Annotated in this window: 19 protein-coding genes; 7 read left to right on the top strand and 12 right to left on the bottom strand. The window is 57.5% G+C overall.

The window, feature by feature from the left end; translation table 11 throughout:
• Nucleotides 1–47 precede the first annotated feature (47 nt).
• The 7 genes from prfB to ASN_RS06650 all read left to right on the top strand — a co-directional run bounded on the left by prfB (nucleotide 48) and on the right by ASN_RS06650 (nucleotide 6,344).
• Nucleotides 48–1,179, top strand: a protein-coding gene (prfB, locus tag ASN_RS06680) for a peptide chain release factor 2 (protein ID WP_097802352.1) whose coding sequence is annotated in 2 segments (ribosomal slippage) — nucleotides 48–116 and nucleotides 118–1,179 — 1,131 coding nt in all. Because the reading frame shifts where the segments join, the coding sequence is not laid out codon by codon here.
• 475 nt (nucleotides 1,180–1,654) lie between these two features.
• Complete coding sequence (locus tag ASN_RS06675; RefSeq protein ID WP_099048295.1) at nucleotides 1,655–2,362, top strand: energy transducer TonB; 708 nt, start codon at nucleotides 1,655–1,657, stop codon at nucleotides 2,360–2,362.
• A gap of 90 nt (nucleotides 2,363–2,452) precedes the next feature.
• Entirely contained in the window at nucleotides 2,453–3,505 is a 1,053-nt protein-coding gene (locus ASN_RS06670; RefSeq protein ID WP_081473658.1) for a MotA/TolQ/ExbB proton channel family protein, read from the top strand.
• Nucleotides 3,506–3,507: 2 nt separating this feature from the next.
• Entirely contained in the window at nucleotides 3,508–3,933 is a 426-nt protein-coding gene (locus ASN_RS06665; protein WP_039905872.1) for an ExbD/TolR family protein, read from the top strand.
• Between the two features lie 122 nt (nucleotides 3,934–4,055).
• On the top strand, nucleotides 4,056–4,496 hold the full coding sequence (locus ASN_RS06660) for an ExbD/TolR family protein (RefSeq protein WP_006560220.1): 441 nt from the start codon (nucleotides 4,056–4,058) through the stop codon (nucleotides 4,494–4,496).
• Nucleotides 4,497–4,500: 4 nt separating this feature from the next.
• Nucleotides 4,501–5,736 (top strand): tetratricopeptide repeat protein, encoded by a 1,236-nt coding sequence (locus ASN_RS06655; RefSeq protein WP_058987655.1) that lies wholly within the window; start codon nucleotides 4,501–4,503, stop codon nucleotides 5,734–5,736.
• Nucleotides 5,737–5,819: 83 nt separating this feature from the next.
• Entirely contained in the window at nucleotides 5,820–6,344 is a 525-nt protein-coding gene (locus ASN_RS06650) for a GNAT family N-acetyltransferase (protein ID WP_058987653.1), read from the top strand.
• A gap of 276 nt (nucleotides 6,345–6,620) precedes the next feature.
• Here ASN_RS06650 and ASN_RS06645 read toward each other — a convergent pair whose 3' ends face one another.
• The 12 genes from ASN_RS06645 to ASN_RS06585 all read right to left on the bottom strand — a co-directional run bounded on the left by ASN_RS06645 (nucleotide 6,621) and on the right by ASN_RS06585 (nucleotide 23,647).
• Nucleotides 6,621–8,165: an efflux transporter outer membrane subunit gene (locus tag ASN_RS06645; protein WP_045543623.1), complete on the bottom strand. Its 1,545-nt coding sequence runs from the start codon at nucleotides 8,163–8,165 to the stop codon at nucleotides 6,621–6,623.
• A gap of 4 nt (nucleotides 8,166–8,169) precedes the next feature.
• The gene (locus tag ASN_RS06640) at nucleotides 8,170–11,325 is read right to left on the bottom strand and encodes an efflux RND transporter permease subunit (RefSeq protein WP_058987651.1); all 3,156 of its coding nucleotides are present in this window, start codon (nucleotides 11,323–11,325) and stop codon (nucleotides 8,170–8,172) included.
• A 5-nt stretch (nucleotides 11,326–11,330) separates the two neighbouring features.
• A complete protein-coding gene (locus ASN_RS06635; protein WP_058989201.1) occupies nucleotides 11,331–12,512 on the bottom strand; it encodes an efflux RND transporter periplasmic adaptor subunit in 1,182 nt (393 codons plus the stop codon).
• 263 nt (nucleotides 12,513–12,775) lie between these two features.
• A complete protein-coding gene (locus tag ASN_RS06630) occupies nucleotides 12,776–14,173 on the bottom strand; it encodes a sugar porter family MFS transporter (protein WP_058987649.1) in 1,398 nt (465 codons plus the stop codon).
• A gap of 292 nt (nucleotides 14,174–14,465) precedes the next feature.
• Nucleotides 14,466–15,623 (bottom strand): rod shape-determining protein RodA, encoded by a 1,158-nt coding sequence (gene rodA / locus ASN_RS06620; protein ID WP_006558697.1) that lies wholly within the window; start codon nucleotides 15,621–15,623, stop codon nucleotides 14,466–14,468.
• A 3-nt stretch (nucleotides 15,624–15,626) separates the two neighbouring features.
• A complete protein-coding gene (gene mrdA / locus ASN_RS06615) occupies nucleotides 15,627–17,546 on the bottom strand; it encodes a penicillin-binding protein 2 (protein ID WP_058987645.1) in 1,920 nt (639 codons plus the stop codon).
• A gap of 19 nt (nucleotides 17,547–17,565) precedes the next feature.
• Nucleotides 17,566–18,132: a rod shape-determining protein MreD gene (locus tag ASN_RS06610; protein ID WP_006558699.1), complete on the bottom strand. Its 567-nt coding sequence runs from the start codon at nucleotides 18,130–18,132 to the stop codon at nucleotides 17,566–17,568.
• Nucleotides 18,133–18,146: 14 nt separating this feature from the next.
• Nucleotides 18,147–19,052, bottom strand: a complete 906-nt coding sequence (mreC, locus tag ASN_RS06605; protein WP_058987643.1) for a rod shape-determining protein MreC — start codon at nucleotides 19,050–19,052, stop codon at nucleotides 18,147–18,149.
• A gap of 172 nt (nucleotides 19,053–19,224) precedes the next feature.
• The gene (locus ASN_RS06600) at nucleotides 19,225–20,271 is read right to left on the bottom strand and encodes a rod shape-determining protein (RefSeq protein ID WP_006558701.1); all 1,047 of its coding nucleotides are present in this window, start codon (nucleotides 20,269–20,271) and stop codon (nucleotides 19,225–19,227) included.
• 140 nt (nucleotides 20,272–20,411) lie between these two features.
• A complete protein-coding gene (locus ASN_RS06595; RefSeq protein ID WP_058987641.1) occupies nucleotides 20,412–20,642 on the bottom strand; it encodes a hypothetical protein in 231 nt (76 codons plus the stop codon).
• Between the two features lie 51 nt (nucleotides 20,643–20,693).
• Nucleotides 20,694–22,280: a 2-isopropylmalate synthase gene (locus ASN_RS06590; RefSeq protein WP_039904420.1), complete on the bottom strand. Its 1,587-nt coding sequence runs from the start codon at nucleotides 22,278–22,280 to the stop codon at nucleotides 20,694–20,696.
• A gap of 320 nt (nucleotides 22,281–22,600) precedes the next feature.
• Complete coding sequence (locus ASN_RS06585; RefSeq protein WP_086641884.1) at nucleotides 22,601–23,647, bottom strand: COX15/CtaA family protein; 1,047 nt, start codon at nucleotides 23,645–23,647, stop codon at nucleotides 22,601–22,603.

Raw genomic sequence — 23,647 nt, 5'->3', positions numbered from 1 at the left:
CTCTCTGCAATTCAAGCAAGTCTTAGAAGTGATGGAGAAACGGCCTGATGTCTGCCGAGACGGAAGCCCTTAACGACCAGATCAAGCAGTCAGTGGCGCTGCTGAGGAGGCATCTTTAACTGGGATGTCGCACAGGCCAGACTGGCCGAACTGAACAACCAGGCAGAAGATCCTGATTTATGGAATGACCCGGAAGCCGCCCAGAAGCTGATGCGTGAACGCACGCTGCTGGCTGGACAGGTAGAAGGGGTTCTGGCGCTTGAAAACAGCGTGCAGGATACTTGTGAGCTTGTTGAGCTGGCCGAGGCTGAAGGGGACGCCGAAGTGGTTCAGGAAGCCATTTCAACCCTGAAGCAACTGGCGGAAGAAGCCAAGCGGCGTGAGACGGAAAGCCTGCTTTCTGGCGAGGCCGACAGCAATGACTGCTATCTGGAAGTCAATGCTGGCGCTGGCGGCACCGAGGCGCAGGACTGGGCGGAAATGATGCTGCGCATGTACACCCGCTGGGCAGAAGCGCATGGCTACAAGGTCACGCTGATGGAAAGCTCGGAAGGGGAACAGGCGGGGCTGAAATCGGCCACCATTCTGGTCTCTGGCCCCAATGCCTATGGTTGGCTGAAAACCGAAGCTGGCGTGCATCGGCTTGTGCGGATTTCTCCGTTTGATGCGGCAGCCCGACGGCAGACGTCCTTTGCCTCTGTCTGGGTCTATCCGGTTATTGATGATTCGATCGAGATTGAAGTCAATGATTCTGACCTGAAGGTGGATACGTTCCGGGCATCCGGTGCGGGCGGGCAGCACGTTAACAAAACGGATTCTGCCATCCGTATCACCCATATTCCCACCGGGATTGTGGTGGCCTGTCAGACAGACCGTTCACAGCATCGGAACCGTGCCACTGCCATGCAGATGCTGCGTGCGCGCCTGTATGAAGCCGAACTTCAGAAGCGTGAAGCCGCAGCGGCTGCCACGGAAGCTGCCAAGACCGATATTGGTTGGGGGCATCAGATTCGGTCCTACGTTCTGGCGCCGTATCAGATGGTCAAGGATCTGCGTACAGGCGTGGAAACCGGGAATCCGGATGCGGTGCTGGATGGCGCGCTGGATGACTTCATGGCGGCGGCCTTGGCCGCGCGTGTGGGGGCTACACGTTCTGAGGCCAGTGCCTCCGCCCAGTAAGGCTGCGTTCAAAATAAGAAGGTTTTGTTACAAAGCGGGCTGCCTCTGGCAGGCCCGCTTTTTTATAATCCGTTTTATATTTCGTGGCAGACCGAAACTCTTTCTTCATGCTGCGCGTTTAGACGCTATTTTTTTTCAAAATGACAATGAAATGAAAAGAAGCATAACCAGACAGCATTTAGTGATTTTTGGCTGAAATATGGCGTTTTTCTGCGGGGTGCAGTTGCGTGCTCAAATTTTAGGCAGAACGCTTTGTGTGGGGCAGCATTATTTTCGATCAAGAACATTCTTGACAGAACTGTTCTCAAATTGCCCAATCAGGATCAGGAAGATGGCAGCTATGCAGCTCTGTCAGTCTATCCAGTGCTGAGGCACGAAATGTTGGTTTGTAACCGCCACTTTCAGCGCCCGAGTATCGGGGGTGGATGCAGACCGGCGTTTTATGGCTGGCGTGGAAGAAGGAGGATGTAGAAATATGAAGGACCGCACGCAACAGCAACGGAGACCGATGCATTACGTCGTCGGGACAGGAGCTGTTGTCGGTGTTGTTGCTCTGCTGGTAGTCATTCTGCTGCATGTATTGGCGGTTATGGGCCTAGTGCTGGGTATGGGAACGTCCACCAGCGTCCCGGTGCCCAAACCACCGATCAAGACCAGAATTCTACCACCACCACCACCACCGCCCCCCCCACCACCACCGCCGCCGCCGCCGCCGACATGGCGGTTCCGCCGCCGCCCGTATATTCCGCCGCCGAAGATTCAGCTGCCGCCGCCGCCGAACCCGCCGATCAAGCATGTTTCGCGTACGCCGCCCAAGCATCCTTCGCCGCCGCAGACCACTACGTCGCCGGCTCCGCCTGTAACCGAACCTGCATCTAAGGCGGCACCGTCTGATTCACCGGATACGACGGCAGGTACGTCGCCGTTGAACAATGCCCGGCCGGTTTATCCGCCGGATATGGAAGAAGAGAACATTGAAGGCCGTGTGACCGTTGCGTGTGATGTGGAAACTACGGGTATGACAAGCAACTGTTCCGTTCAGTCCGTGCAGGGAGGCCAGTCTTTTGCTCAGGCCGCTCTCGATTACGTGCACAAGGCGCGTTATCGCCCGGCAACAAAGAACGGCCAGCCCGTCAAGGAGCTTCACAAGGTGTATGTGATCAGGTTCAGACTGGATGACTGATCCCGGCATTTAGCCGAATTACTGGAGATAACTGCCTGGCGCCGGAAGGGTGCCGACGCCAGGCCGCATAAGATAAGGATTTTAAGGTACATGATCAGACTGTCTCGTCTTCCAGTGTCGGGTCTCGCAGTTCCGGCTCTTGCGATCATGCTGGGCACGGCGACACCGGTTCTGGCGCTGGCTCAGGATGCTTCTGCTCCTTCCGCAACAGATTCCACGACAACCCCTGCTGCACCTGCTCCGGAAGCGGCTTCTCCTGCCGCCCCGACCGACAGTGCGGCTCCTGCTGCTCCTACGCCTGATGCCTCTGCGCCTGCAGAAGGTCCTGCTGCGCCGTCAGCTGAGGCACCGGCTCCGGCCCCAGCAACAGATACGCCTGCTGCGCCGCCGGCGGCTGACACCAAAGAAGAAGCCAACCCCTACGGGCTGGGTGCTCTTTGGTCCAACGGTGACATCATTGCCCGTGGCGTTCTGCTGATCATGCTGTTCATGTCCCTGGGCACCTGGTTCATCATGATCACCAAGTTCATCGAACAGGCTCGTCTGTTTGGCGCTGCCAAGGAAGCTACCAAAAACTTCTGGACCAAAAGCTCCATTCAGGAAGGTGCTGCCGCCCTGAGTGCAACGTCTCCGTTCCGCTACATTGCTGACACCGGCATTGTTGCTGCTGAACACCATGAAGGGACGATGCAGGAATCCATCGATCTGAACAGCTGGACCTCCATGTCCATCCAGCGTTCCGTGAACAACATCCAGAACAGCCTGCAGAAAGGCCTTGCCTTCCTGGGGACGGTTGGTTCCACCTCTCCGTTCATTGGTCTGTTTGGTACGGTTTGGGGTATCTATCACGCTCTGACAGCCATCGGTATTGCCGGTCAGGCTTCCATCGACAAGGTTGCTGGTCCGGTTGGTGAATCCCTGATCATGACGGCTATCGGTCTGGCTACCGCTGTTCCGGCCGTGCTGGGTTACAACCTTCTGGTGCGTCGTAACAAAGGGGCCATGGACAGCGTGCGTGACTTCGCGGCTGATCTTCAGTCCATCCTCATCGGCGGTGTGCGTCATGGCTCCGCAGTAGAACCGATTGCTGTGCGTCCTGATAATTCCCCCACGACTTCCACCGTCTCTAACCGGGTAGGCTAATCATGGGTATGTCTGTCGGAGACAGCGGGGGCGAAGACGACGTCGTATCTGCGATCAACACGACGCCCCTCGTTGATGTCATGCTGGTGTTGCTGATCATCTTTCTGATCACAATTCCGGTTGCAACCCACACGGTAAAAGTCAATTTGCCGAAGGATCTTAACCAGCCGACACAGACCAAAAACGGGAATGTCGTGCTTGCAGTGACGGATAACGGACAGGCATACTGGGACGAAACGCCACTTAAAGGACGGGCCGATCTTATGGCCCGTCTGGAAAAGATTGCCGTCATGCAGCCCCAGCCGCAGATCCAGATCCGTGGGGATATGAAGTCCCGTTACGAATCTGTGGGCAAGCTGATAGCTGCCTGTCAGGAAGCCGGTATTGCGCATATCGACTTTATTACCGAGAAGCCGAAAGACGGCTGATCACACCAGAAAATTCCGTTACCTCTTTATTGGGAGGTAACGGAGCATCTGCCCTTTTATTCTGCGTCCGTCTGGGTTCGGACCGTGTCGCGGAACCAGAGTTTGTAAGAGAGTGACAGCCCATGGGCATGAATGTCGGATCGGAAAGCACGACGGAAGACGAAGGCATTGTCGATATCAACACCACGCCGTTGATCGACGTGATGCTGGTTCTGCTGATCATGCTTATCATTACAATCCCGTTGCAGACCCAGGCCGTTTCCATCGATCTGCCGCAAGGTAACCCGCCGCCTTCAACGCAGGAAACGCCGGTGGTGACGCTTGCCGTTGATTTCGACAACACGATTACATGGAATGGCCAGCCCCTTTCCGGGGAAGATGATCTTCAGGCCCATCTGCGTGAAGCCGCAAGTGGTCCAGCTGATCAGCAGCCAGAAGTCCATCTGCAGCCAAACCGTCTGGCGGATTACAAAACGGTGGTGCATGTTATGGCTGATGCCCAGCGGCTTGGCGTAACCAAGCTTGGTATTGTCGGGCAAGAGCAGTTTGCAGAAGGACAGTAATTTAATGTCTTCCCATCTTTTACGCATCTCGCTGTTTGCCAGCGTGGCATTCGCGTTTGCCCAGCCCTTGGCTCATGCAGCCGACACACTGGGACCGGATGTAGGCAAGGCACTCATGCAGGCGCAAAGCGCGCTTGCGGCCCATAACTACCCCAAGGCCATGGCGGCGGTAGATGCGGCGGATGCTGTAAAAAGCAAGAGTGACTATGACTCCTACACCATTAACCAGATGCGGGCCGCAGTGGCCACGCAGGCTGGGAATGTGGATGCCGCAACGGCAGCGTATGACAAGCTGATTGCCTCCCCCCGCACGCCCAAGGACACCAAGCATCAGATGCTGATGTCTGAGGCCACCATGGCGTATAATGCCAAGGATTACCCGCGTGCGGTAAAGGCCATTGAACGCTACCAGAAGGAAGCTGGCCCCAACGCCACCATGGGCACGCTTCTGGCACAGTCCTATTACCTTCAGAAAGATTACCCGAACACGGTACGGGTGCTGAAGGAACAGATTGATGCGGAAGTCAAAGCCAAGAAGGCCCCGGCTGAATCCCAGTTGCAGATGCTGGCTGCCAGTGCCTCTGTCATGAAGGATTCCACCACCAGCACGCATGCTTATGTTTTGCTGGCTACGTATTACCCCAAAAAGGAATACTGGGATCTTCTGCTGCACGAACTGATCGTGAATGCAAAAATTCCGCCCACTCTTCAGCTTGATGTGTATCGCATCCGTCTGGCCGCAGGGAATGTTACCCAGTCCCGTGATTTCATGGAAATGACGGAAATTGCCATGCAGAATGGCATGCCGCAGTTGGCGCTGGACCTGATGAATGATGGTTACAAAGCCAATGTTCTGGGGCAGGGTGCAGAAGCACCGCGTCAGGCTCGCCTGAAAGCTCTGGTTGAAAAGACGGTAGCGGACAAGAAAGCCTCCATCGCTACGGATGAAGCCGCGGCCCTCAAGGCCAAGACCGGTGATGATCTGCTGAACGTTGGATACAACTACGTCACCTTCGGGCAGGCCGATAAAGGCTTGGATCTGATGCAGCAGGCTATTACCAAAGGTGTTTCGGATGTGAATATTGCACGTCTGCACCTTGGTCTGGCTCAGATGCAGGCTGGCAAGAAAGACGCTGCGATTGCCACATTGAAAACCGTGGAGGGTGAAACCGGTGCCCATGATATTGCGCAGCTTTGGGTGCTGAAACTTTCTCCGGCTCCGGTTGCCGCTAAAAAGTAAAAGCGCAGGTGCATAAGTTGCAGGAAAAGGTCGTCTCAGACGGCCTTTTTTTGTGCCTGCATTTTCTCGGGACTTAGAAAAATATGGGGGTTACTGTTTTTACGGTTAGGCTGGCTCGGCAGGATGATGCGCCGAAATTACCCGCTATTGAACGGTCCGCAGCGCAGGTTTTTCGGCGTATCCCGGCCCTCGCTTTTCTGGCGGAAGATGAGCCGAGCCTGTCAGAAGCTGACCATCGGGCCTGTATTGAACAAGAGCTTTGTTGGGTTGCGGTAGATAGCGCAGATACACCCTGTGGCTTTTTAAGCGCAGAACTGAATGGGCGGGACCTTCATATTGTTGAGGTGTCGGTAGAAGCGCGGGCACAGGGGGCCGGGCTTGGGCGCTCCTTACTTCGGCAAGCGTGTGATTACGCACGGGCGCATGGCATGGCTCGCGTTACGCTCACCACATTTCGCTCTGTTCCGTGGAACGCACCATTTTATGAGAGGCTTGGGTTTAGAGAAGTGCTGCCCGAGCATGAAAGCCATCTGGCCGGAAAAATGCGGCAGGAAGAAGCCTCTGGCCTCCCTCCCGGTTCACGGTGCGCAATGGTCATGGTGCTGTAAAAATAGCCGAAAAAGGTTTCGCCGCCCGTTGTTTCGGCTGTTTCCGGGTTGTTTTGGCAGACAGGCACGAGCACTTTATCCACGGCTCCACGGCTCCACGGCTCCACGGCTCCACGGCTCCACGGCTCCACGGCTCCACGGCTCCACGGCTCCACAGGACCTGCAGAACTGACATTTTAACAGGGCTTCACGATGCCGCCTGATTTTCCGTTCCTCCCATGATCCTTGAACGGGATCACTGATGAGAGGAACGGGTTACGTCCTCAGTGTAGATACTCAGCCTGTCTGAGAGACAGGCTGGCGCGCAACGGGAACGGGGGATTTTGGAGGAAGGGTGTGCTCCTTCCATCCTCCACCCAACGCCCGGTAGATGGTAATCAGATTCTGGTAGTTGGAGACGGCAACCATGATCTGGACCTGCTGGGCCTGCAGGTAGGAACGCTGAGAGTCCAGTGTGGTGAGGTAGGAGTCCGTTCCCGCATCATAGCGCATCTTGGCCAGCCGGAAGGCATCAGCGGAGGATGTGACCAGATCATCCACCTGTTTTTTCTCATCCAGATAGGCTTCTCGGGCAGCGAGCGCATCTGCCACTTCCCTGAAGGCAGACTGTACGGTTTTCTCATAGGAGGCGATTTTCCCATCCCGCCGTGCCTTGGACGCTTTCAGGTTTCCGCTGTTCATGCCCCATGTCCAGAGCGGGATCTGAAGTTGCGGATTAAGGCCCCATGTTGTGGCGGCGGATGTGAAAAGCTGATGGAACTGAAGGCTGGAAATGCCATCATTGGCGGTAAGCGTCAGGCGCGGGAAGAAGGCAGCCCGTGCTGCGCCAATATCCGCCTGCGCCGCCAGCAGATCGTGCTCTGCTCCTACAATGTCCGGCCGACGAGTCAGCAGATCAGACGGCACACCTGCGGGCAGATCGGCCAGAATGGTTTGCTGGCCCAAAGGTTGTGGAGGTGGCAGGTTGGCAGGAATAGGGGCGCCAATCAGTAGCGTGATCAGGTTTTCATCCTGCGCCACCTTGCGGCGGGAATCAGCGCGCAGCGCAGCGCTCTGCTGCACCTGTGTTTCCGCTTGCCGCACGGTCAGCAGGTTGGCTTCCCCATGGTTGTATTTTTCGCGCGTCAGGTTGAGCGTTTCCTGCTGCGTGGTCAGCGTATTGTCCGCCACGGCCAGCGTTTCCTTGTCCCCCAGCCAGGTGACATAGGCTGTTGCCACCTGCGAGACGATACTGATCAACATGCCCCGCAGGTTGGCCTGTTCGGACAATGCTTTTTCAGCAGATTCCCGCGTCAGGCTGCGGATACGGCCAAACAGGTCAATCTCGTAGGAAGAAAACCCGATTCCGCCCTGATAATAACGGAACGGATCACGCGCCAGACTCATGCCGGATTTTTCAGAACTTTCTGACCCCAGCCCCGGCGCAAAGCTCAGCCCTGCGGCATCGGATGGAGCCTGATACATCGGCCCGCCGGATGCGCTGATGGTGGGGAACAGGCCAGCGTGCTGAACATCGTACTGGCCCTGTGCTTCGGCGATATTAGCGGCAGCTACACGCAGATCGCGGTTTTCACGAATGGCGATTGCAATGAGCGCCTTCAGGCGTGGGTCGGTGAAGAAATCATTCCAACCGATATCGTAAGCCGCCTGTTGCAGCTTGGGGTTGCCCGTATTCTGGTAGGCAGGCCAGGTGGTGGCCAGCGGGGGAGCTGGCCGTTTGTATTTGGGGATCATGGTGCACCCCGAAAGCACGCCTGTCGCCAAAGCGAGGGACAGGGCGCGGAAGCGGAGCGGACGCGGAGAGGAAGAAAATGCGGACATGCGTTTATTCGCTTCCGATAGCGTTGGAGGCGGGTGAGGGCTGTTCCTGTCGTTCGCTGATGCGTCTGACACGGAAGAGGCGCAGAACCCCGACAAAAAAGACCGGCACAAAATAGACGGCCAGCAGGGTTGCCGTGCCCATACCGCCCACCACGGCCGTGCCGATGGCAATACGGGAGGCCGAGCCAGCGCCAGAGGCAATGGCCAGCGGGAACACACCCACCACAAAGGCGATGGAGGTCATCAGAATGGGACGCAGGCGTTCCCGTGCGGCGGTCAGAACAGCTTCTTCAAGGGTATGACCCTGTTCAAAGCCAGCCTTTGCAAATTCCACAATCAGGATGGCGTTTTTCACGGCCAGCCCCACAGTGGTCAGCAGCCCGACCTGGAAGTAGACGTCGTTATCCATACCGCGCAGCAGGGTGGCGGCAATGGCCCCCAGCACGCCCAGAGGCACCACCAGAATAACCGCCAGCGGAATGGCCCAGCTTTCATACAGGGCCGCAAGGCACAGCAGAATGACCACGGCCGCCAGAGCATAGAGCGGGCCGGTGGAGGAACCGGACGCAATCTGTTCAAAAGAAAGGCCGGTCCATTCATACCCGATGCCGGTGGGCAGCTTTTTCAGGATGTCCTGAATGGCTGCGATGGAATCCCCTGAACTGTAACCGGCAGCGGGCTGGCCGAGAATTTCAAAGGCGTTCAGCCCGTTGTAGTTCTCAACCTTCTGAGGCCCCACAATCCAGTGGCCGCTGATAAAGGCGTTCAGCGGGGTAAGCGTGTTCAGCGCGTTACGAATGTACCATTTATTCAGGTCATCAGGCAGCATGCGGGCTTCGGGCACGCCCTGAATATAGACCTGCTTTACACGGTCATTCCGCGTGAACTGGTTGACGTAGATGGACCCCAGAGCCCCTTCAATGGTGCTGTTGATATCATCAATGGTAATGCCCAGCGCATTGGCTTTTTCACGGTCAATGTCCAGATGATACTGGGAGGCATCTTCCATGCCGTTCGGGCGCACGGCCATCAGGCGCTTGTCCTGAGCCGCCAGACCCAACACCATGTTCCGGGCGTCCAGTAGTTTCTGGTGGCCCAGATGTCCACGGTCTTCCAGTTCAAGGTCAAAGCCGGTGGCGTTGCCCAGTTCCAGCACCGCAGGCGGGTTGATGGCAAAGATCTGCGCTTTCGGGTTGAACCAGAAATGCATCATGATGCGGTTGGCAATGGCGGCAGACGTCTGCCCGGCGCCCGTGCGCAGCTTCCAGTCTTTCAGGCGGATGAAGAACGCCCCTGAGTTCTGGCCCTGCCCGGCAAAGTTGAAGCCGTTCATGGAATAGACGGATTCAACCAGATTGCCTTCAGTCTTGAGGATGTAATCCGCAATTTCATGGTTCATGGCCGCCGTCTGTTCCATGGGCGTATTGGGCGGCATGGTGACCTGACCAAAAATAAGTCCCTGATCTTCATCCGGCAGGAACCCAGATGGCAGCTTCATGAACAGGAAGACCGCCAGACCGGTGATCAGCGCAAACCCGATGAGGGAAAGCGCCATCCGGCTGATCAGGAACTGCACTCCGCGCAGATAGCCATTGGTCAGCTTATGGAAATAGCGATTGAACCATCCCGCCGGGCCTTTGGTTTTTTCATGCGTGCCGGGTTTGAGCATGGTGGCGCACAGGGCTGGCGTGAGCACCATGGCCACCAGAACAGAAAGCCACATGGCTGCAACAATGGTGACAGAGAACTGCCGGTAGATCACACCCACGGAGCCGGAGAAGGCCGCCATGGGCAGGAAGACGGCGCTGAGCACCAGAACGATGCCCACCAGAGCGCCCGAGATTTCATCCATGGAGACACGGGAGGCTTCAACCGGAGAAAGGTTTTTCTCCGTCATCACACGTTCCACGTTTTCCACCACCACAATGGCGTCATCCACCAGCAGGCCAACGGCCAGCACCATGGCCAGCATGGTCAGGGTGTTGATGGAATAACCAAACAGTTCCAGCAGACCGAACGTACCCAGCAGCACAACAGGCACCGCAATGGTGGGAATAAGCGTGGCCCGGAAATTCTGCAGGAAGATCAGCATCACCAGGAACACAAGCCCAATGGCTTCCAGCAGTGTGATGACCACTTCTTCAATGGAAAGCGTAATAAAGGGCTGCGTATCCAGCGGGTAAACGGTTTTCAGACCCGGCGGGAAAAACTTTTCCAACTGGGTGATCTGCGCGCGCACAGCGGCTTCGGTTGAAATCTGGTTTGCGCCGGGGGCGAGCTTCAGCGCCATACCGGAGGCCGGCATGTTGTTGTAGAAGGAGTTGGTGTTGTAGGTCTGTGGGCCCAGTTCAACCTTCGCAATATCACTGATACGCACCTGAGAGCCGTCTGGCTGAACTTTCAGGATGATCTTGCGAAACTCTTCTGGTGAGGTCAGTCGCGTCGGGCCGATAATGGTGGCATCCAGCCGGATACCCTTGCTGGCCGGAAGACCGCCCAGTTCACCAGAAGAAATCTGGATGTTCTGGTTCTGAATGGCTGCCTGAACATCCCTCACCGTCAGCCCGTAGCTGAACAGTTTGCCGGGGTCCATCCAGATGCGCATGGCGTATTCGGACCCGAACAGCGTGTGATCACCCACGCCCGTTACACGGCTGAGGGGGTCAGAGATGTTGGAGGCCACATAATCGGCAATATCCGCGCCGCTCATGCTGCCATCAGTGGAAATGAAGGCCAGAACCATCATGAAGTTCTTGACGGCTTTGGTGATGCTGAGGCCCTGAGCCGTGACTTCCGTTGGCAGTTTGGGCTGAGCAAGCTGGAGCTTGTTCTGTACCTGCACCTGCGCAATGTCCGGGTTGGTACCCTGTGCGAAGGTGAGGTCAATTTCCATCTGGCCAGAGGCGTAAGACTGCGCGGAAATATATTCCAGATGGTCCAACCCGAACATCTGCTGAAGGATGGGGCGCACAACCGTATCGTTCACCGTATCCGCTGAGGCACCCGGGTAGGTGACGGAAATGGCGATCTGGGGTGGCGCGATGCTGGGATACTGGGCAATGGGCAGCCGGAAGATGGACAGCCCGCCAACCAGCATGATGATGAGACTGATGACCCACGCAAAAATGGGTCTATCAATGAAAAAGCGCGACAGGGACATGAGTCTTACTGGCCCTTGTTCTGGCTGGCGGCGTCTGGTGAGGACGCTGCCGGAGGCGTGGTGGCTTCTTCAGGCTTGACCTTGGCGCCCGGCTTCACTTTCTGTACGCCAACGGTCACCACACGCTCACCATCTTTCAGGCCACCGGTTACAAGCCAGTTGTCTCCAACTGCCTGACCAATCTGGATCTGTCGCAGTTCAGCGGTGTCATCGGGCTTGATGACCCATACCTGCGCATCGCCATGGGTGTTGTGGCTTACGGCCTGCTGGGGCACCAGAAGGCTGTTGGGGTCAGAACCTTCTTCCAGTTGCGCATGAACATACATGCCCGGCAGCAGCATTTTATCCGGGTTGGGCATGATGGCACGGACCACAACGGAGGCCGTGGAGGTGTCCACGTTTACTTCAGAAAGAGCCATGCGGCCCACGTGTTCGTAGGTGGAGCCATCTTCCAGCGTGAGGGTCACGGGCACTTCACCATTCGGCTGGCGCTCGATACGGCCCTGTGCCATCTCCCGCTTCAACCGCAAAAGGGTGATGGCAGGCAGGTTAACGTCCACATAAATGGGGTCCAGACGCGTAACAATGGCAGTGTTGTCTGTCTGATTGGCGGTAACAAGCGCACCAACCGTGATGAGCGTACGGCTGATCCGGCCGGAAATGGGTGCGTACATCTTGGTATAACCAAGATTGACCTCGGCACTTTCCACCTGCCCTTTGGCGCTGAGAATCTGGCCCTGCGCCTGCTTTTCTGCTGCAAGAGCATCATCATATTCCTGGCTGCTGACCGCATGGGCCTTCACCAGAGAGCGGTAGCGTTCAAGTTTGGCGCGTGCTGTGACTTCAGCCGCCTCGGCTTCAGCCAACTGGCCGCGTGCCGTGTCATACGCTGCCTGATAACGGGAGGGGTCAATCTGATAGAGCTGCTGCCCTGCTTTTACATCAGCCCCTTCCGTGAACAGGCGTTTCTGGATAACGCCTGTTACCTGTGGGCGCACCTGAGCAATTTCAAATGCATCCGTGCGGCCCGGCAGGCTGGTATGGATGGTCACAGCCTGTGGGTGAAGGGTTATAACACTGACCGTCTGGGGAGGGAGCTTTGGCGCGGGGGCTTTGCGGTTACAGCCTGCCAGGGCCAGCAGAGCGACAGCCGATACCAGAAAACGGCGTAAGGGAATGGAGTGCATTGTCACGCTGGCGTATCCTGCCTTTGAAAAAACCAACAAGAAAGAAGCACGCCGACACCCTTCTTTAAGCAGAAGCACAGGCGGAAGGGATGACCGCCTGTGGGGAAGATACGGGAGAGTGTCAGCGTGCGAACCGGGTAATGGGAGAGAAGATGGGAAAACAGTACTGTTTGTTACCTTTTCCCGCGTAGGCTAAAAGCCACCCCATATCTAGTCAAGAGAGCAAGTGTGTCTCGCGGTGTGCAGGGGCAGGCAAAATCCGCTTACCGCCCGATTTCTCTCAGTTTTTTTCCGGCCATGAGATTCTGTTCAATCACTTCCAGAGAAATGCCTTTGGTTTCGGGCACGAACACTTTTGTCAGAACAAGGAACAGGCCGTTCAGCAAGGCAATCAGGCCAAAGGTTTTTGCGCCGCCCAGCCACCCAAGAAGGCTGAGGAAGGATGCCCCCACAATCATGTTGGAAATCCAGTTGGTCAGGGTGGAAAGGGTAATCCCCAGATCACGCCCTTTGATCGGCTGAATTTCAGAACACAGAACCCACATGAGCGGCCCGGCGGACATGGCGTGTGCCACGATAAAGATCATGATGAGGAAAACACACAGAATTTTTGCGCCATCGCTTTCCATGCCCACATGGTTGAGCACGGCCAGCGCTGCCATGGAGACAGTCATGATGGAAAACCCGCAATACAGAATCGGTTTACGTCCCCAGCGGTCCACCAGCCCGATAGCGGCGAGAGTGGCCAGCACGTTTACAAAGCCGATCATGGCTGTGCACCACATCTGGGCGGTGCCCACAAACCCTGCCATGGCAAAGATTTTAGGGGCGTAATACATCACCACGTTAATACCGGCGAACTGCTGCATGGCCTGAAGCATGACGCCAAGCAGAATGGAGCGCCGAAAATTGGCGTTCTCCCATAAGAGGCCAAACCCGCCCTGCCGCTGTTTGAGTTGTTCATCAATGGCGCGGATTTCGGCATGGGCTTCATGCGCAGTGGGGCGCAGGTCTTTCAGAACAGCCAGCGCTTCTTCCCGGCGGCCCTGCATCATCAGCCAGCGGGGGCTGTAGGGCAGGAACAGCACACCCACCACAAACAACACACCGGGGATGGCAATCATCCCGAACATCCAGCGCCACTGGGCGTGGTAGCTGAGAAGCGTATCGCTGATGAACGCCATGAAAATGCCAACGGTAATCATGAGCTGGTAGGTGGAGATCATGGCTCCACGGGTGTTCTCACTGGCAATTTCAGACAGGTAGAGAGGGGAGGTAAAGGCCGCAATGCCAATAGCCAGTCCCATCATGGCGCGCCCCCAGATCATGCTGGCCACAGACCATGCCAAAGCGCAGCCCAGCGAGCCGATAATGAAAATCACGCCCCCCATTACCAAAGCCCATTTGCGGCCCGTAATCTTGGCCAGCCATCCGGCAAGCACAGCCCCAACAGCAGCCCCAGCCATCATGGCGCTGACAATCCATTCCTGCGCAAAGGTGGAGGCATGGAAGGCGTCAGACACAAAATCCAGCGCACCGGAGATCACACCGATATCAAGCCCGGACATAAGACCGCCCGTAGCAGCAAGTATTCCTATGATAATGGTGCGGAATTGAGAGGATGTATCAGTATTTTCTGAAGGGTTACTGATCTGTGGCATGATATATGAAAAAGCCCTTTGATATTTTTGTTTTTTATTTGAAGAGGCTATGGACCGTAAAATCCGGGGGGAAACTGGAAATGGCGGTTTTCTGCTTCATTTTCGTTTTCATGCCACATCATGTAGCGGAAATATATTACTTCCTGACCCAGCGTGAGGAGAAAATGGCAAACTGGATACAAATCAGAGGGGCTGCGTAAAAAGCCGTGAGAATGCGCTGGCGGGTTTGCTGTGTCTGAAGGTTGGGCGTCAGGCTTTTCGCTCTTCACATCAGGCTTTTAACGCCGCTGTTTCAGGTCGTTTCCTCGTCTTCGCTTTCGCCAAAGCGGGAATCGCGGTGCACCCAGGTGGAAAGCAGCAGGCCAAACCCCAGCATCACGTTCAGCATGGCAGACCCACCATAAGATACCAGTGGCAGAGGCACGCCCCCAACCGGAATGGCCCCCATGACCATGGAAAGGTTTACAAGGCAGTAGAGGAAGAAGTTCATGCTGATACCCAGCGCAACCAGTCGCCCGAAACGGTTGCGGCTGCGGATGGCCATCAGCATGCCCCCCAGAATGAGCACCAGCAGTAGACCAATGACCGTAATGGCCCCCACATACCCCCATTCTTCGGCAATCATGGTGAAAATGAAGTCGGTCTGTTTTTCGGGCAGGAAGTTGAGCTGCCCCTGTGATCCATGCAGATAGCCCTGGCCCCACATACCGCCTGAACCAAGCGCAATCTTGGACTGGATGATGTTGTATCCGGCACCCAGCGGGTCGCTCTCCGGGTTCAGGAAGGTGGTTATGCGGGCGCGCTGATAATCATGCAGGTGTGCGTAGGCAAATTTGGCCATGTAGGGCACGGGCAGCAGCAGCAGCACAATCAGCCACAGGCGCATTCCGGCGGCAAAGAACATGGCCGCGCCAATGCCGCCAATAATGGTGGCTGTGCCCAGATTGGGCTCTTTCAGAACCAGCACAACTGGCAACAACACCATGAAGGCAGGCGGTAACAGCCACAGGGGGTTGCCCATGCGGGCGTAACTGATGCGGTAAAACCACGAGGCCAAAGCCAGCACCAACGCCACTTTGGCGTATTCAGAAGGCTGCACCTGCAAACCGCCGATCATCAGCCAGCGCTCGGCCCCTTTGCCCACATGGCCCATATGCAACACGGCCACCAGCAGCGTGATGGAGAGCAGGTAGAGCGGCCATGATATGCGCACCAGTATTTTGGGGGGGAGCATGGCGACCGTAATCATGAGCACAAGCCCAACGGCAAAGCGGGCCGCCTGCGGGGCGGCGAAGGGGTAAGGGGTACCACCGCCTGCCGAATACAGAGTAATATAACCCACACCGGCCAGAGTGCAGATCAGCAGCACATATAGCCAACTGATGCGCCATAGCTTGGAGAGGAGCCGAAAACTCGGTTCTGCCCGCAAAAGGCGTTTGTGGAACTTCATGGCTTATTCGATATCGCCCGCATCTGCCACGCTTTCGGGCGGAGGGGTGACATGGTTGACCGGGTCACGCATCAGGGTGTCGGTCATGATGTCACGCGCCAGAGGTGCTGCTGCATCAGCCCCGGCGTTTCCGTGTTCGATCACCACAGAAACCGCATATTGAGGGTTATCGTACGGCGCAAAGCAGATGAACAGCGCGTGCGGCCGATATTCCCACGGCAGGTTGGCGGAATTGAAGTGGCCGCTTTCGCGCAGGGCGCGAGACACCCGCCGAACCTGCGCGGAACCCGTCTTGCCCGCCATGGTCACGCCGGGCAGGGAAAGCCGCGCCTTGGGGGCTGTGCCGTGCTGTTCGTTCACAACAGCAAACATGCCACTGCGCAGGGCCGTAAGGTATTTCTCCGGCATGTTCAGCGCTGGCCAGTGGTCTGCCATGGCTTGCGGCCCGACTTCACTGTTCAGGGCGCGCACCAGATGGGGCTGCACACTGCGGCCCGTTGCCAGTCGGGAGGTGTAGGTGGCCAGTTGCAGCGGTGTAACCTGCACAAACCCCTGCCCGATGCCACTGACAATGGTATCCCCGCCATTCCAGTGGTGGTGGTGCGCCTGCCGCCATGTGGGGGTGGGAATAAGGCCGGTGCGGGTGTGGGGCAGTTCAATGTCCAGCGTTGTGCCAAGCCCGAACTGGTGGGCTGTATCAGCAATCCGGTCCATGCCTATGCGGCGGGCCATCTCATAGAAATAGACGTCACAGGAATATTTCAGGGCCTGATGCAGGTCTATGGACCCATGCCCCCAGCGCGACCAGCAGTGAAAGCGGGTTCCGCCAACATCCAGATGACCGGGGCAGAATATCCGGTCGGATGGAGAAAACAGGCCGGACTGCAAACCGGCCATGGCGACGGCGGGCTTGAAGGTGGAGCCGGGAGGATACACGCCCGCCACGGTCTTGTTGATCAGGGGCGTGCGTTCGTTATTGGTCCATTCAATCCACTGCGCATGGCTGACACCGCTATCAAACAGGGAAGGATCAAAGGAGGGTGTGCTGACCATGGCCAGAACCTCGCCATTGCGGCAGTCCATCACCACGGCAGAGGCCGTCTGTTCTCCAATGCGCCCCAGCACTTTCTGTTGCAGGCCACGGTCAATGGTCAGCCCGATCTCCGTGCCGGGTGCGCCTTCTATCCGGTTGAGTTCGGACATGACGCGGCCAACTGAGTTGACCTCCATTTCCACGGACCCTGCCGTGCCCCGCAGCTTTTCGTCCTGACTTTGCTCAATGCCAGAGCGCCCAACCCGCATACCGGGAAGGGCCAGCAGGGCAGAGTGAGCCACATCGCGCTCATTGGGGGGCGCCACATAACCGATGATGTGGGCCAGCAGTTCCCCTTCCGGATAAACGCGGCGGGTGCCCACATCAATCAGAACGCCGGGCAGAGAGGGCGCATTCAGCTCAATCCGCGCCATTTCATCCCAGGAGAGGAAGTCCCGCAGCATGACGGGCACAAACCGCCGCTGATGGCGCATTTCGCGGGCTATGCGGGCACGGTCCCGTTCATCCAGCGGAATGATGGTGGAAAACCGTTCTATGGTGCCTGCCACATCCGTGGTTTCTTCCGGCAGGATCAGGGCACGCCAGTTTTCCTTGTTGTTGGCCAGCGCAATGCCATAGCGGTCCACAATACGGCCACGCGGTGGTGCCAGATACCGCTTGCTGACCCGGTTGCTGGCGGCCATGCGGGCGTAGCGGTCTCCATCCTTGACCTGAAGCTGGTAGAGTTTGTGAGCCAGAACCCCTAGCGTACCCGTCTGCACAGCCATGAACAGCAGCGCACGGCGTGTAAAAACGCCGCGTGCCGGGTCCTTCTGGTTCTTGATGGGCATCAGGCGCTGGTTTTCCCGCCTGCGACGCCTCAACCGCATGATGGTTCTCCTGCTGGCATCAGGCGTCTTCCTCATCATCAAGCATACGGAAAACCCAGGAGAACAGGGCGGAAAGTGGGGGATAAACCCCTATGCACAGGAAAGATTCAAACAAAGCGGGGGCCATGTCCAGCATATGAAGCCTGAACAGGCAGGCCAGCCCCCATTGCAGCATGCAGGCGGCCGTGGCCAGAAGGCTGAACACAGCCCACACCAGCAGAAAATGCAGCCGCATGAGACCAAAGCGCGCATAGAACGCGACTCCGTGCACAAGCAGCAGAATAAAGGCACTGACCCCTAACGGCGCAAACCCCACCAGATCCATGAACAGGCCCAGCACAAACACCGCCAGACTCGGCATGCCGGAGGGCCGCCAGAAGGACCAGAAAAATACGGTGGCGATCACGATGGCGGGCAGCAGTTCAGCCGATCCCGGCAAGGGGATGGGGGCCGAGAAGACAATAATGGCCAGCGCAATGAACAGGGAGGGCAGCAGGTGTCGCAAGCCGCTATCAAGCCGCTGCCACAGGGTCTGCCGGGGCTGGATTTCCGGTTCCCATGAAGACATGGAAGGATCAGGCATCATGGCGTGCGCTGTCCTTAACCCTGACCCAGCAGGCTTTTGAGCGGCAGTTCCAGTGATTTTTTCTGTGGGGTCAGGGGAACGTGGCCCGGTGCTTCCGGGGATTCAATCTGCGCACGCCCGAAGTTGAAGACCCGCAGCAGCGTGAGATGATCCAGTTGGGCAAAGGGAGCAACAACAGGCCTGCCGGGGCTGACGTAATGTACCGTGCCAATGGGCAACCCCGCAGGAAAGGCCCCGGCCTGATCGCTGGTGACAACACGTTCGCCTTCAATGGGTCGGGTGTCCTGCGCGTAATACATCAATCTCGGCATAGGTGAGTTATCACCTACCATTATAGCAGGAGCATGGCTGGCTTCCAGCATAACCGGCAGGCGGCTGGCAATATCTGTAATCAACAGGATTCGGGCGGAATGCGCCCCTGTTTCCGTTACGCGGCCCGCAAGCCCGTTGGCGGCCAGCGCCACATTGCCAACCTGCACGCCACTTTCGGTGCCCGCCACCAGCAGCACGGCACGGGCATAAATTCCTCCGCTATCAGCCACCACCCGTCCGGTCACAAAAGCGGGAGCAGGTTCGGGAATCCAATGCAGGGCGGTCTTGAGGGAGTCATTTTCCCGCGTGAGGGAGACGGCCACATCATACCACCGGCGCAGATTTTCATTTTCTGTTTTCAGGCGGGCATTTTCTCTGGCAAGGCGTCCGGCTTCGCGCAGGTTTTCCGTCATGGTCAGCACATGCTCTTGTGTGCCGCTCATCAGGGACCACAGGGGGGCCAGCGCATCAGCCACATACATGCGTGCCCTGTCCGCCAGGGGTTTGTCTGCCTGTGCGCCAATAATCACGCCAATGGACAGCAGCAGCAGCAGCGGCAGCACCAGCTTGCCAAGAGCCTGCCGAACCTGAATGGAAACCGGAATCATGCGTGTACGGCCTCACGCAGGGGTTTCGCCCCGCCTTGTCCGTTCAGGGCGTGTGTGAACTGACCCCACATGAACCGTGATGCATCCTCTTCTGTCAGTCAGGCTGACGGGTGATCGCCATTCCTTTTCCGCGAGGATGGCGTGGTGGTCTGCGTGATGAAACCGGATACCATCAATACATGGTGGTCAGCACATTGCGCAGGCGTTTCATTTCCTCCAGCGCCCGGCCCGTGCCCAGCGCCACGCAGGAAAGAGGATCTTCCCCAACCGTGACCGGCAGGCCGGTGGAAAGACGCAGCACATCGCTCAGGCGGTAAAGCAGCGCTCCGCCGCCTGTCAGCACAATGCCTTTGTCCACAATATCAGCCGCCAGTTCGGGCGGTGTGTTTTCCAGCGCTGTGGTGACGGCGTCCACAATCTGGCTGACAGGTTCAATCAGGCTTTCGGCAATCTGGGCCTGGGAAACCTGCACTTCACGCGGCACCCCATTGATCAGATCCCGGCCTTTCACATCCAGCCACGGGCCGGGGTCTTCCGGATCATCCGGCATCATGGCGGAGCCCAGCTTGATCTTGATACGTTCTGCCGAGCTTTCCCCAATCAGCAGATTATGGGCGCGGCGAATGTAGGAGATGATGGCTTCATCCATCTTGTCCCCGCCAACGCGCACGGAGCGGGCATAGACAATGCCGCCCAGAGAGATCACGGCCACCTCGGTCGTGCCACCGCCAATATCCACAATCATGCTGCCAGAAGGCTCGGTTACCGGCAGACCCGCGCCAATGGCGGCGGCCATGGGTTCCTCAATCAGGAAGACCCGGCGGGCACCGGCACTTTCAGCACTTTCCTGAATGGCGCGGCGTTCAACGGCGGTGGAGCCGGAGGGTACGCACACAATAATCTGCGGGCTGGTAAAGGCGCGGCGGTTATGAACCTTGCGAATGAAATGCTTGATCATTTCTTCCGCAACATCAAAATCTGCAATGACCCCGTCCCGCATGGGGCGGATGGCCGTAATGTTGCCGGGGGTTCGGCCAACCATCAGTTTGGCTTCCTCCCCTACCGCCAGAAGCTGTTTTTTGCCTCGTACCTCGGCAATGGCCACAACAGATGGCTCATTGAGAACAATCCCGCGTCCTTTGACATAGACAAGGGTGTTGGCAGTACCCAGGTCAATTGCCATGTCAGCAGACATGAGACCGAGCAGACGAGAAAACATCCAGGACTCCTGGCTTGAAGGCGGCGCCGAGCGATCTCTCTGAGTGTGAGCCGTTACAAATTACCCGGAAAGATCGCGTTGATATGTGGGGCAGGGATTACCCATGCGCAACCAGCCAGACAAGACCTTTGCGCGAGAAACTATGAGGAAAGAGTCTTCTGCTGGTCTGAGATGCCGTTTGAAAACTCTTTCACGTCAGGCTGATAGACCTCTTGGTCGCTGAATACGTTTGTTTCTGGTTCCGATTGACAGCACCAGATCTCCGTATCAATCGTTTCAGCTCCAAGAAAAACGGCCAGTCCATTCCAGTTGATCCCTTCTGGCTGGCCTTGCAAAGCTTCTCTCCGCGAAAAGCAATGCGGATAAAGCATCCCCTCTTTTCCGTTTCCTGAATCCGGGCGCGGAAAAGAGGGAGGCGAATATCAGGCCGTCAGCGCTTCGGGTTCAGCGCGGGTGCGCTTGACCAGCAGCTTGTTCAGCGCATGCACATAGGCGCGCACGGCAGAAACAACGGTATCGGCATCCGCGCCCTGACCATCCACCATCTTGCCATCTTCTTCCAGCCGTACTGTGGTGCGGGCCTGTGCGTCCGTACCTTCCGTTACCGCGCCGACGGAGAACAGGGCCAGTCGGGCTTCATGCGGGAAAGCGGTGCGCAGGGCGTTGAAGGCGGCATCCACCGGCCCGTTGCCAGAAGCCTGCGCGGCCACTGTCTTGCCATCCACATGCAGGGTCAGTTCCGCTTCAGAAGGCTTGCCGGACTGGGAAGCCAGGCTCAGCGCGCCAAAGCGGATGTGGTCGTGATCGCGCACTTCATCATCCACCAGCGCAACGATGTCTTCGTCGTACACAACCTTCTTGCGGTCAGCCAGATCCTTGAAGCGGGAGAAAGCATCGTTCAGCTTGCTGTCTTCCAGATCACCATAACCCAGCGCTTTCAGCTTGTCGCGGAACGCAGCGCGGCCGGAATGTTTGCCCATGACCAGAGAAGACCGACTCCAGCCCACGCTTTCGGGGGTCATGATTTCATAGGTGGCGGCGTTTTTCAGCACGCCATCCTGATGGATACCGCTTTCATGCGCAAAGGCGTTGCGGCCGACAATGGCCTTGTTGGGCTGCACGTCAAAGCTGGTGATGGTGGCCAGCATGCGAGAGACCTTCAGCAGACCGGGCGTGTTAATGCCGGTGGTGAAGGGGTACTGGTCATGCCGGGTGCGCATGGCCATGACAATTTCTTCCAGCGCAGCGTTACCGGCACGTTCGCCAATACCGTTGATGGTGCATTCAATCTGGCGTGCTCCACCCCGGACAGAAGCCAGCGTGTTGGCGACGGCCAGCCCCAGATCATTATGGTTATGGGCGGAGAAAATCACCCGCTCAGCACCCGGCACCCGCTCCCGCAGCATGGAGAAGATGCGTTCCATGTCTTCCGGCGTGGCATAGCCTACGGTGTCTGGAATGTTGATGGTGGTGGCACCCGCCTTAATGGCGGCTTCCACGCAGCGGCACAGGAAGTCTGGTTCGGTGCGGGAGCCATCTTCGGCTGACCATTCCACATCATCCGTCAGGTTGCGGGCAGCCGTGTTACCGGTGGTGATCAGGTCCAGAACTGTTTCAGGTTCCATCCGCAGCTTGTATTTCATGTGCAGCGGAGAAGTGGAAATGAAGTTATGGATACGCTTGCGTTTCGCAGGGGCCAGCGCCTCACCTGCCGCGGCAATGTCCTTGGCGCCGCCTGTGCGGGCCAGAGCACAGATTACCGGGCCGTTGGTGTTTTTTGCGATCTGGTGAACGGATTCAAAATCCCCTTTGGACGCAACGGGAAAGCCCGCTTCAATCACGTCCACGCCCAGAGTGGCCAGAGCCTCGGCCATCCGCAGTTTTTCCGTCAGGTTCATGGAAAAACCTGGGGACTGCTCGCCATCGCGCAGGGTGGTATCAAAAATGATAACCCGGTCGGCGCTCATCTGGCCAAAGGAGGGATGGGTAATGGTGTGGCTGGCTGACATGGAGAATGTCCTTAAGATATCAGTCTGGTCTGGTTTCTGGCGCGGGTCAGCGCCGCTTGTGCCGCACTTATGCGGAAACTCGTTCACTCGCCCCCTAAGCGTGACGGCACGAAGCCGCCGGGATCGCTCAGGGGCTGATTAGTCGAAGGAGAAGGTCCAGACGCAGGGCCACGCCGCCCGCTCGCGCCATTTCGGCGCGCCGCAGAGACTCGGACGTGAACCAGACGGAATTCATGGCGCGCACCATACAGTTTCAGAGCCTAAAAGCAACCATTCTGTGCCGGGAAAATGGGAGAGAGCATACGGTTTTCCCTCCGGCCTCAGCGGGTGCTGACACCCCGAAGGTTGTGCAGCACATACAGCATCACACCCAGCAGCACGGCGGCAAAGGTCTGGTGCACCGCCCCGGCCCAGACCGGCACAACCAGCAGCAGGGTGGTAACCCCCAGCGCGTACTGAATAAGCACGGCCCAGCCCAGCAGCATCAGCGCATTGTGGGCCTTGGCGCCAAGACCGCGGGTGCGCAGGCCAACCAGCAGCACACATCCAATGGTCAGGGCTGTCAGGGTTGCCAGCAGGCGGTGGTCAAACTGAATGGCGGCCTTGTTGTCCACCCAGTTCAGCCAGAAGGGAGTCAGACGCGCATAATCCTGTGGAATAAGGTGGCCGTCCATCAGGGGGAAGGTGTTGAACACGAACCCCGCATGGGTGCCTGCCGTAAAGCCCCCCGCTATAATGGTGATGCAGATCAGGCACAGAGCCGCCCAGACCAGCCTTTTGGTGCGGTGTGCAGCCGGTGTGGCGGGAACGGTCTGCGGCTGGGGCCAGCGGATGGAAAACGCGGTCCATAGAACAGCCAGATAAAGGGCCAAAGCTGCGCTTAGATGGAGCACTAGCCGCACAGGTTCCACGGCTGTGCTGTCTGGCCGGAAGCCAGAAGCGACCATGAACCAGCCAATGGCCCCCTGTAGCGCACCGAGAATAAAGAAAAGGAACAGCCGCAGCGCCAGTTTGCGGGTAATCATGCCGCGAATGGTGAACCATACCAGCGGCACAAATAGCACCAGGCCCATCAGGCGGCCCCAGAAGCGGTGAATCCACTCAGCCCAGAAAATTTTCTGGAACCCTTCCAGCCCGAATCCTTCATGTTGAAGATGATATTGCGGAATGGTTTTATACAGCGCGAACAGCCGCTCCCATTCAGCGTGGGAGAGAGGGGGGATAATGCCGCTGACAGGCTGCCAGTCCATGATGGACAGACCAGAGCCTGTCAGGCGCGTGACACCGCCAATGGCGATCATGCCCAGCAGCATGAAGCACAGGACAAACAGCCAGTTGGAAATCAGACGACGGTGATGGGGCGCCAT

Source organism: Acetobacter senegalensis (assembly GCF_001499615.1).
GTDB lineage: Bacteria > Pseudomonadota > Alphaproteobacteria > Acetobacterales > Acetobacteraceae > Acetobacter > Acetobacter senegalensis.
This window is presented reverse-complemented; position numbering and strand designations above follow the sequence as displayed.

Excerpts from the sequence above, each read along its gene's own strand:
- ASN_RS06630 (WP_058987649.1), bottom strand. The coding sequence starts at position 14,173 with ATGCCACAGATCAGTAACCCTTCAGAAAATACTGATACATCCTCTCAA.
- ASN_RS06610 (WP_006558699.1), bottom strand. The coding sequence starts at position 18,132 with ATGATGCCTGATCCTTCCATGTCTTCATGGGAACCGGAAATCCAGCCC.
- ASN_RS06600 (WP_006558701.1), bottom strand. The coding sequence starts at position 20,271 with ATGTTTTCTCGTCTGCTCGGTCTCATGTCTGCTGACATGGCAATTGAC.
- ASN_RS06670 (WP_081473658.1), top strand. The coding sequence starts at position 2,453 with ATGATCAGACTGTCTCGTCTTCCAGTGTCGGGTCTCGCAGTTCCGGCT.
- ASN_RS06645 (WP_045543623.1), bottom strand. The coding sequence starts at position 8,165 with ATGTCCGCATTTTCTTCCTCTCCGCGTCCGCTCCGCTTCCGCGCCCTG.
- ASN_RS06665 (WP_039905872.1), top strand. The coding sequence starts at position 3,508 with ATGGGTATGTCTGTCGGAGACAGCGGGGGCGAAGACGACGTCGTATCT.
- ASN_RS06585 (WP_086641884.1), bottom strand. The coding sequence starts at position 23,647 with ATGGCGCCCCATCACCGTCGTCTGATTTCCAACTGGCTGTTTGTCCTG.
- mreC (WP_058987643.1), bottom strand. The coding sequence starts at position 19,052 with ATGATTCCGGTTTCCATTCAGGTTCGGCAGGCTCTTGGCAAGCTGGTG.
- ASN_RS06590 (WP_039904420.1), bottom strand. The coding sequence starts at position 22,280 with ATGTCAGCCAGCCACACCATTACCCATCCCTCCTTTGGCCAGATGAGC.
- mrdA (WP_058987645.1), bottom strand. The coding sequence starts at position 17,546 with ATGCGGTTGAGGCGTCGCAGGCGGGAAAACCAGCGCCTGATGCCCATC.
- ASN_RS06650 (WP_058987653.1), top strand. The coding sequence starts at position 5,820 with ATGGGGGTTACTGTTTTTACGGTTAGGCTGGCTCGGCAGGATGATGCG.
- ASN_RS06655 (WP_058987655.1), top strand. The coding sequence starts at position 4,501 with ATGTCTTCCCATCTTTTACGCATCTCGCTGTTTGCCAGCGTGGCATTC.
- ASN_RS06675 (WP_099048295.1), top strand. The coding sequence starts at position 1,655 with ATGAAGGACCGCACGCAACAGCAACGGAGACCGATGCATTACGTCGTC.
- ASN_RS06595 (WP_058987641.1), bottom strand. The coding sequence starts at position 20,642 with ATGCTTTATCCGCATTGCTTTTCGCGGAGAGAAGCTTTGCAAGGCCAG.
- rodA (WP_006558697.1), bottom strand. The coding sequence starts at position 15,623 with ATGAAGTTCCACAAACGCCTTTTGCGGGCAGAACCGAGTTTTCGGCTC.
- ASN_RS06635 (WP_058989201.1), bottom strand. The coding sequence starts at position 12,512 with ATGCACTCCATTCCCTTACGCCGTTTTCTGGTATCGGCTGTCGCTCTG.
- ASN_RS06640 (WP_058987651.1), bottom strand. The coding sequence starts at position 11,325 with ATGTCCCTGTCGCGCTTTTTCATTGATAGACCCATTTTTGCGTGGGTC.
- ASN_RS06660 (WP_006560220.1), top strand. The coding sequence starts at position 4,056 with ATGGGCATGAATGTCGGATCGGAAAGCACGACGGAAGACGAAGGCATT.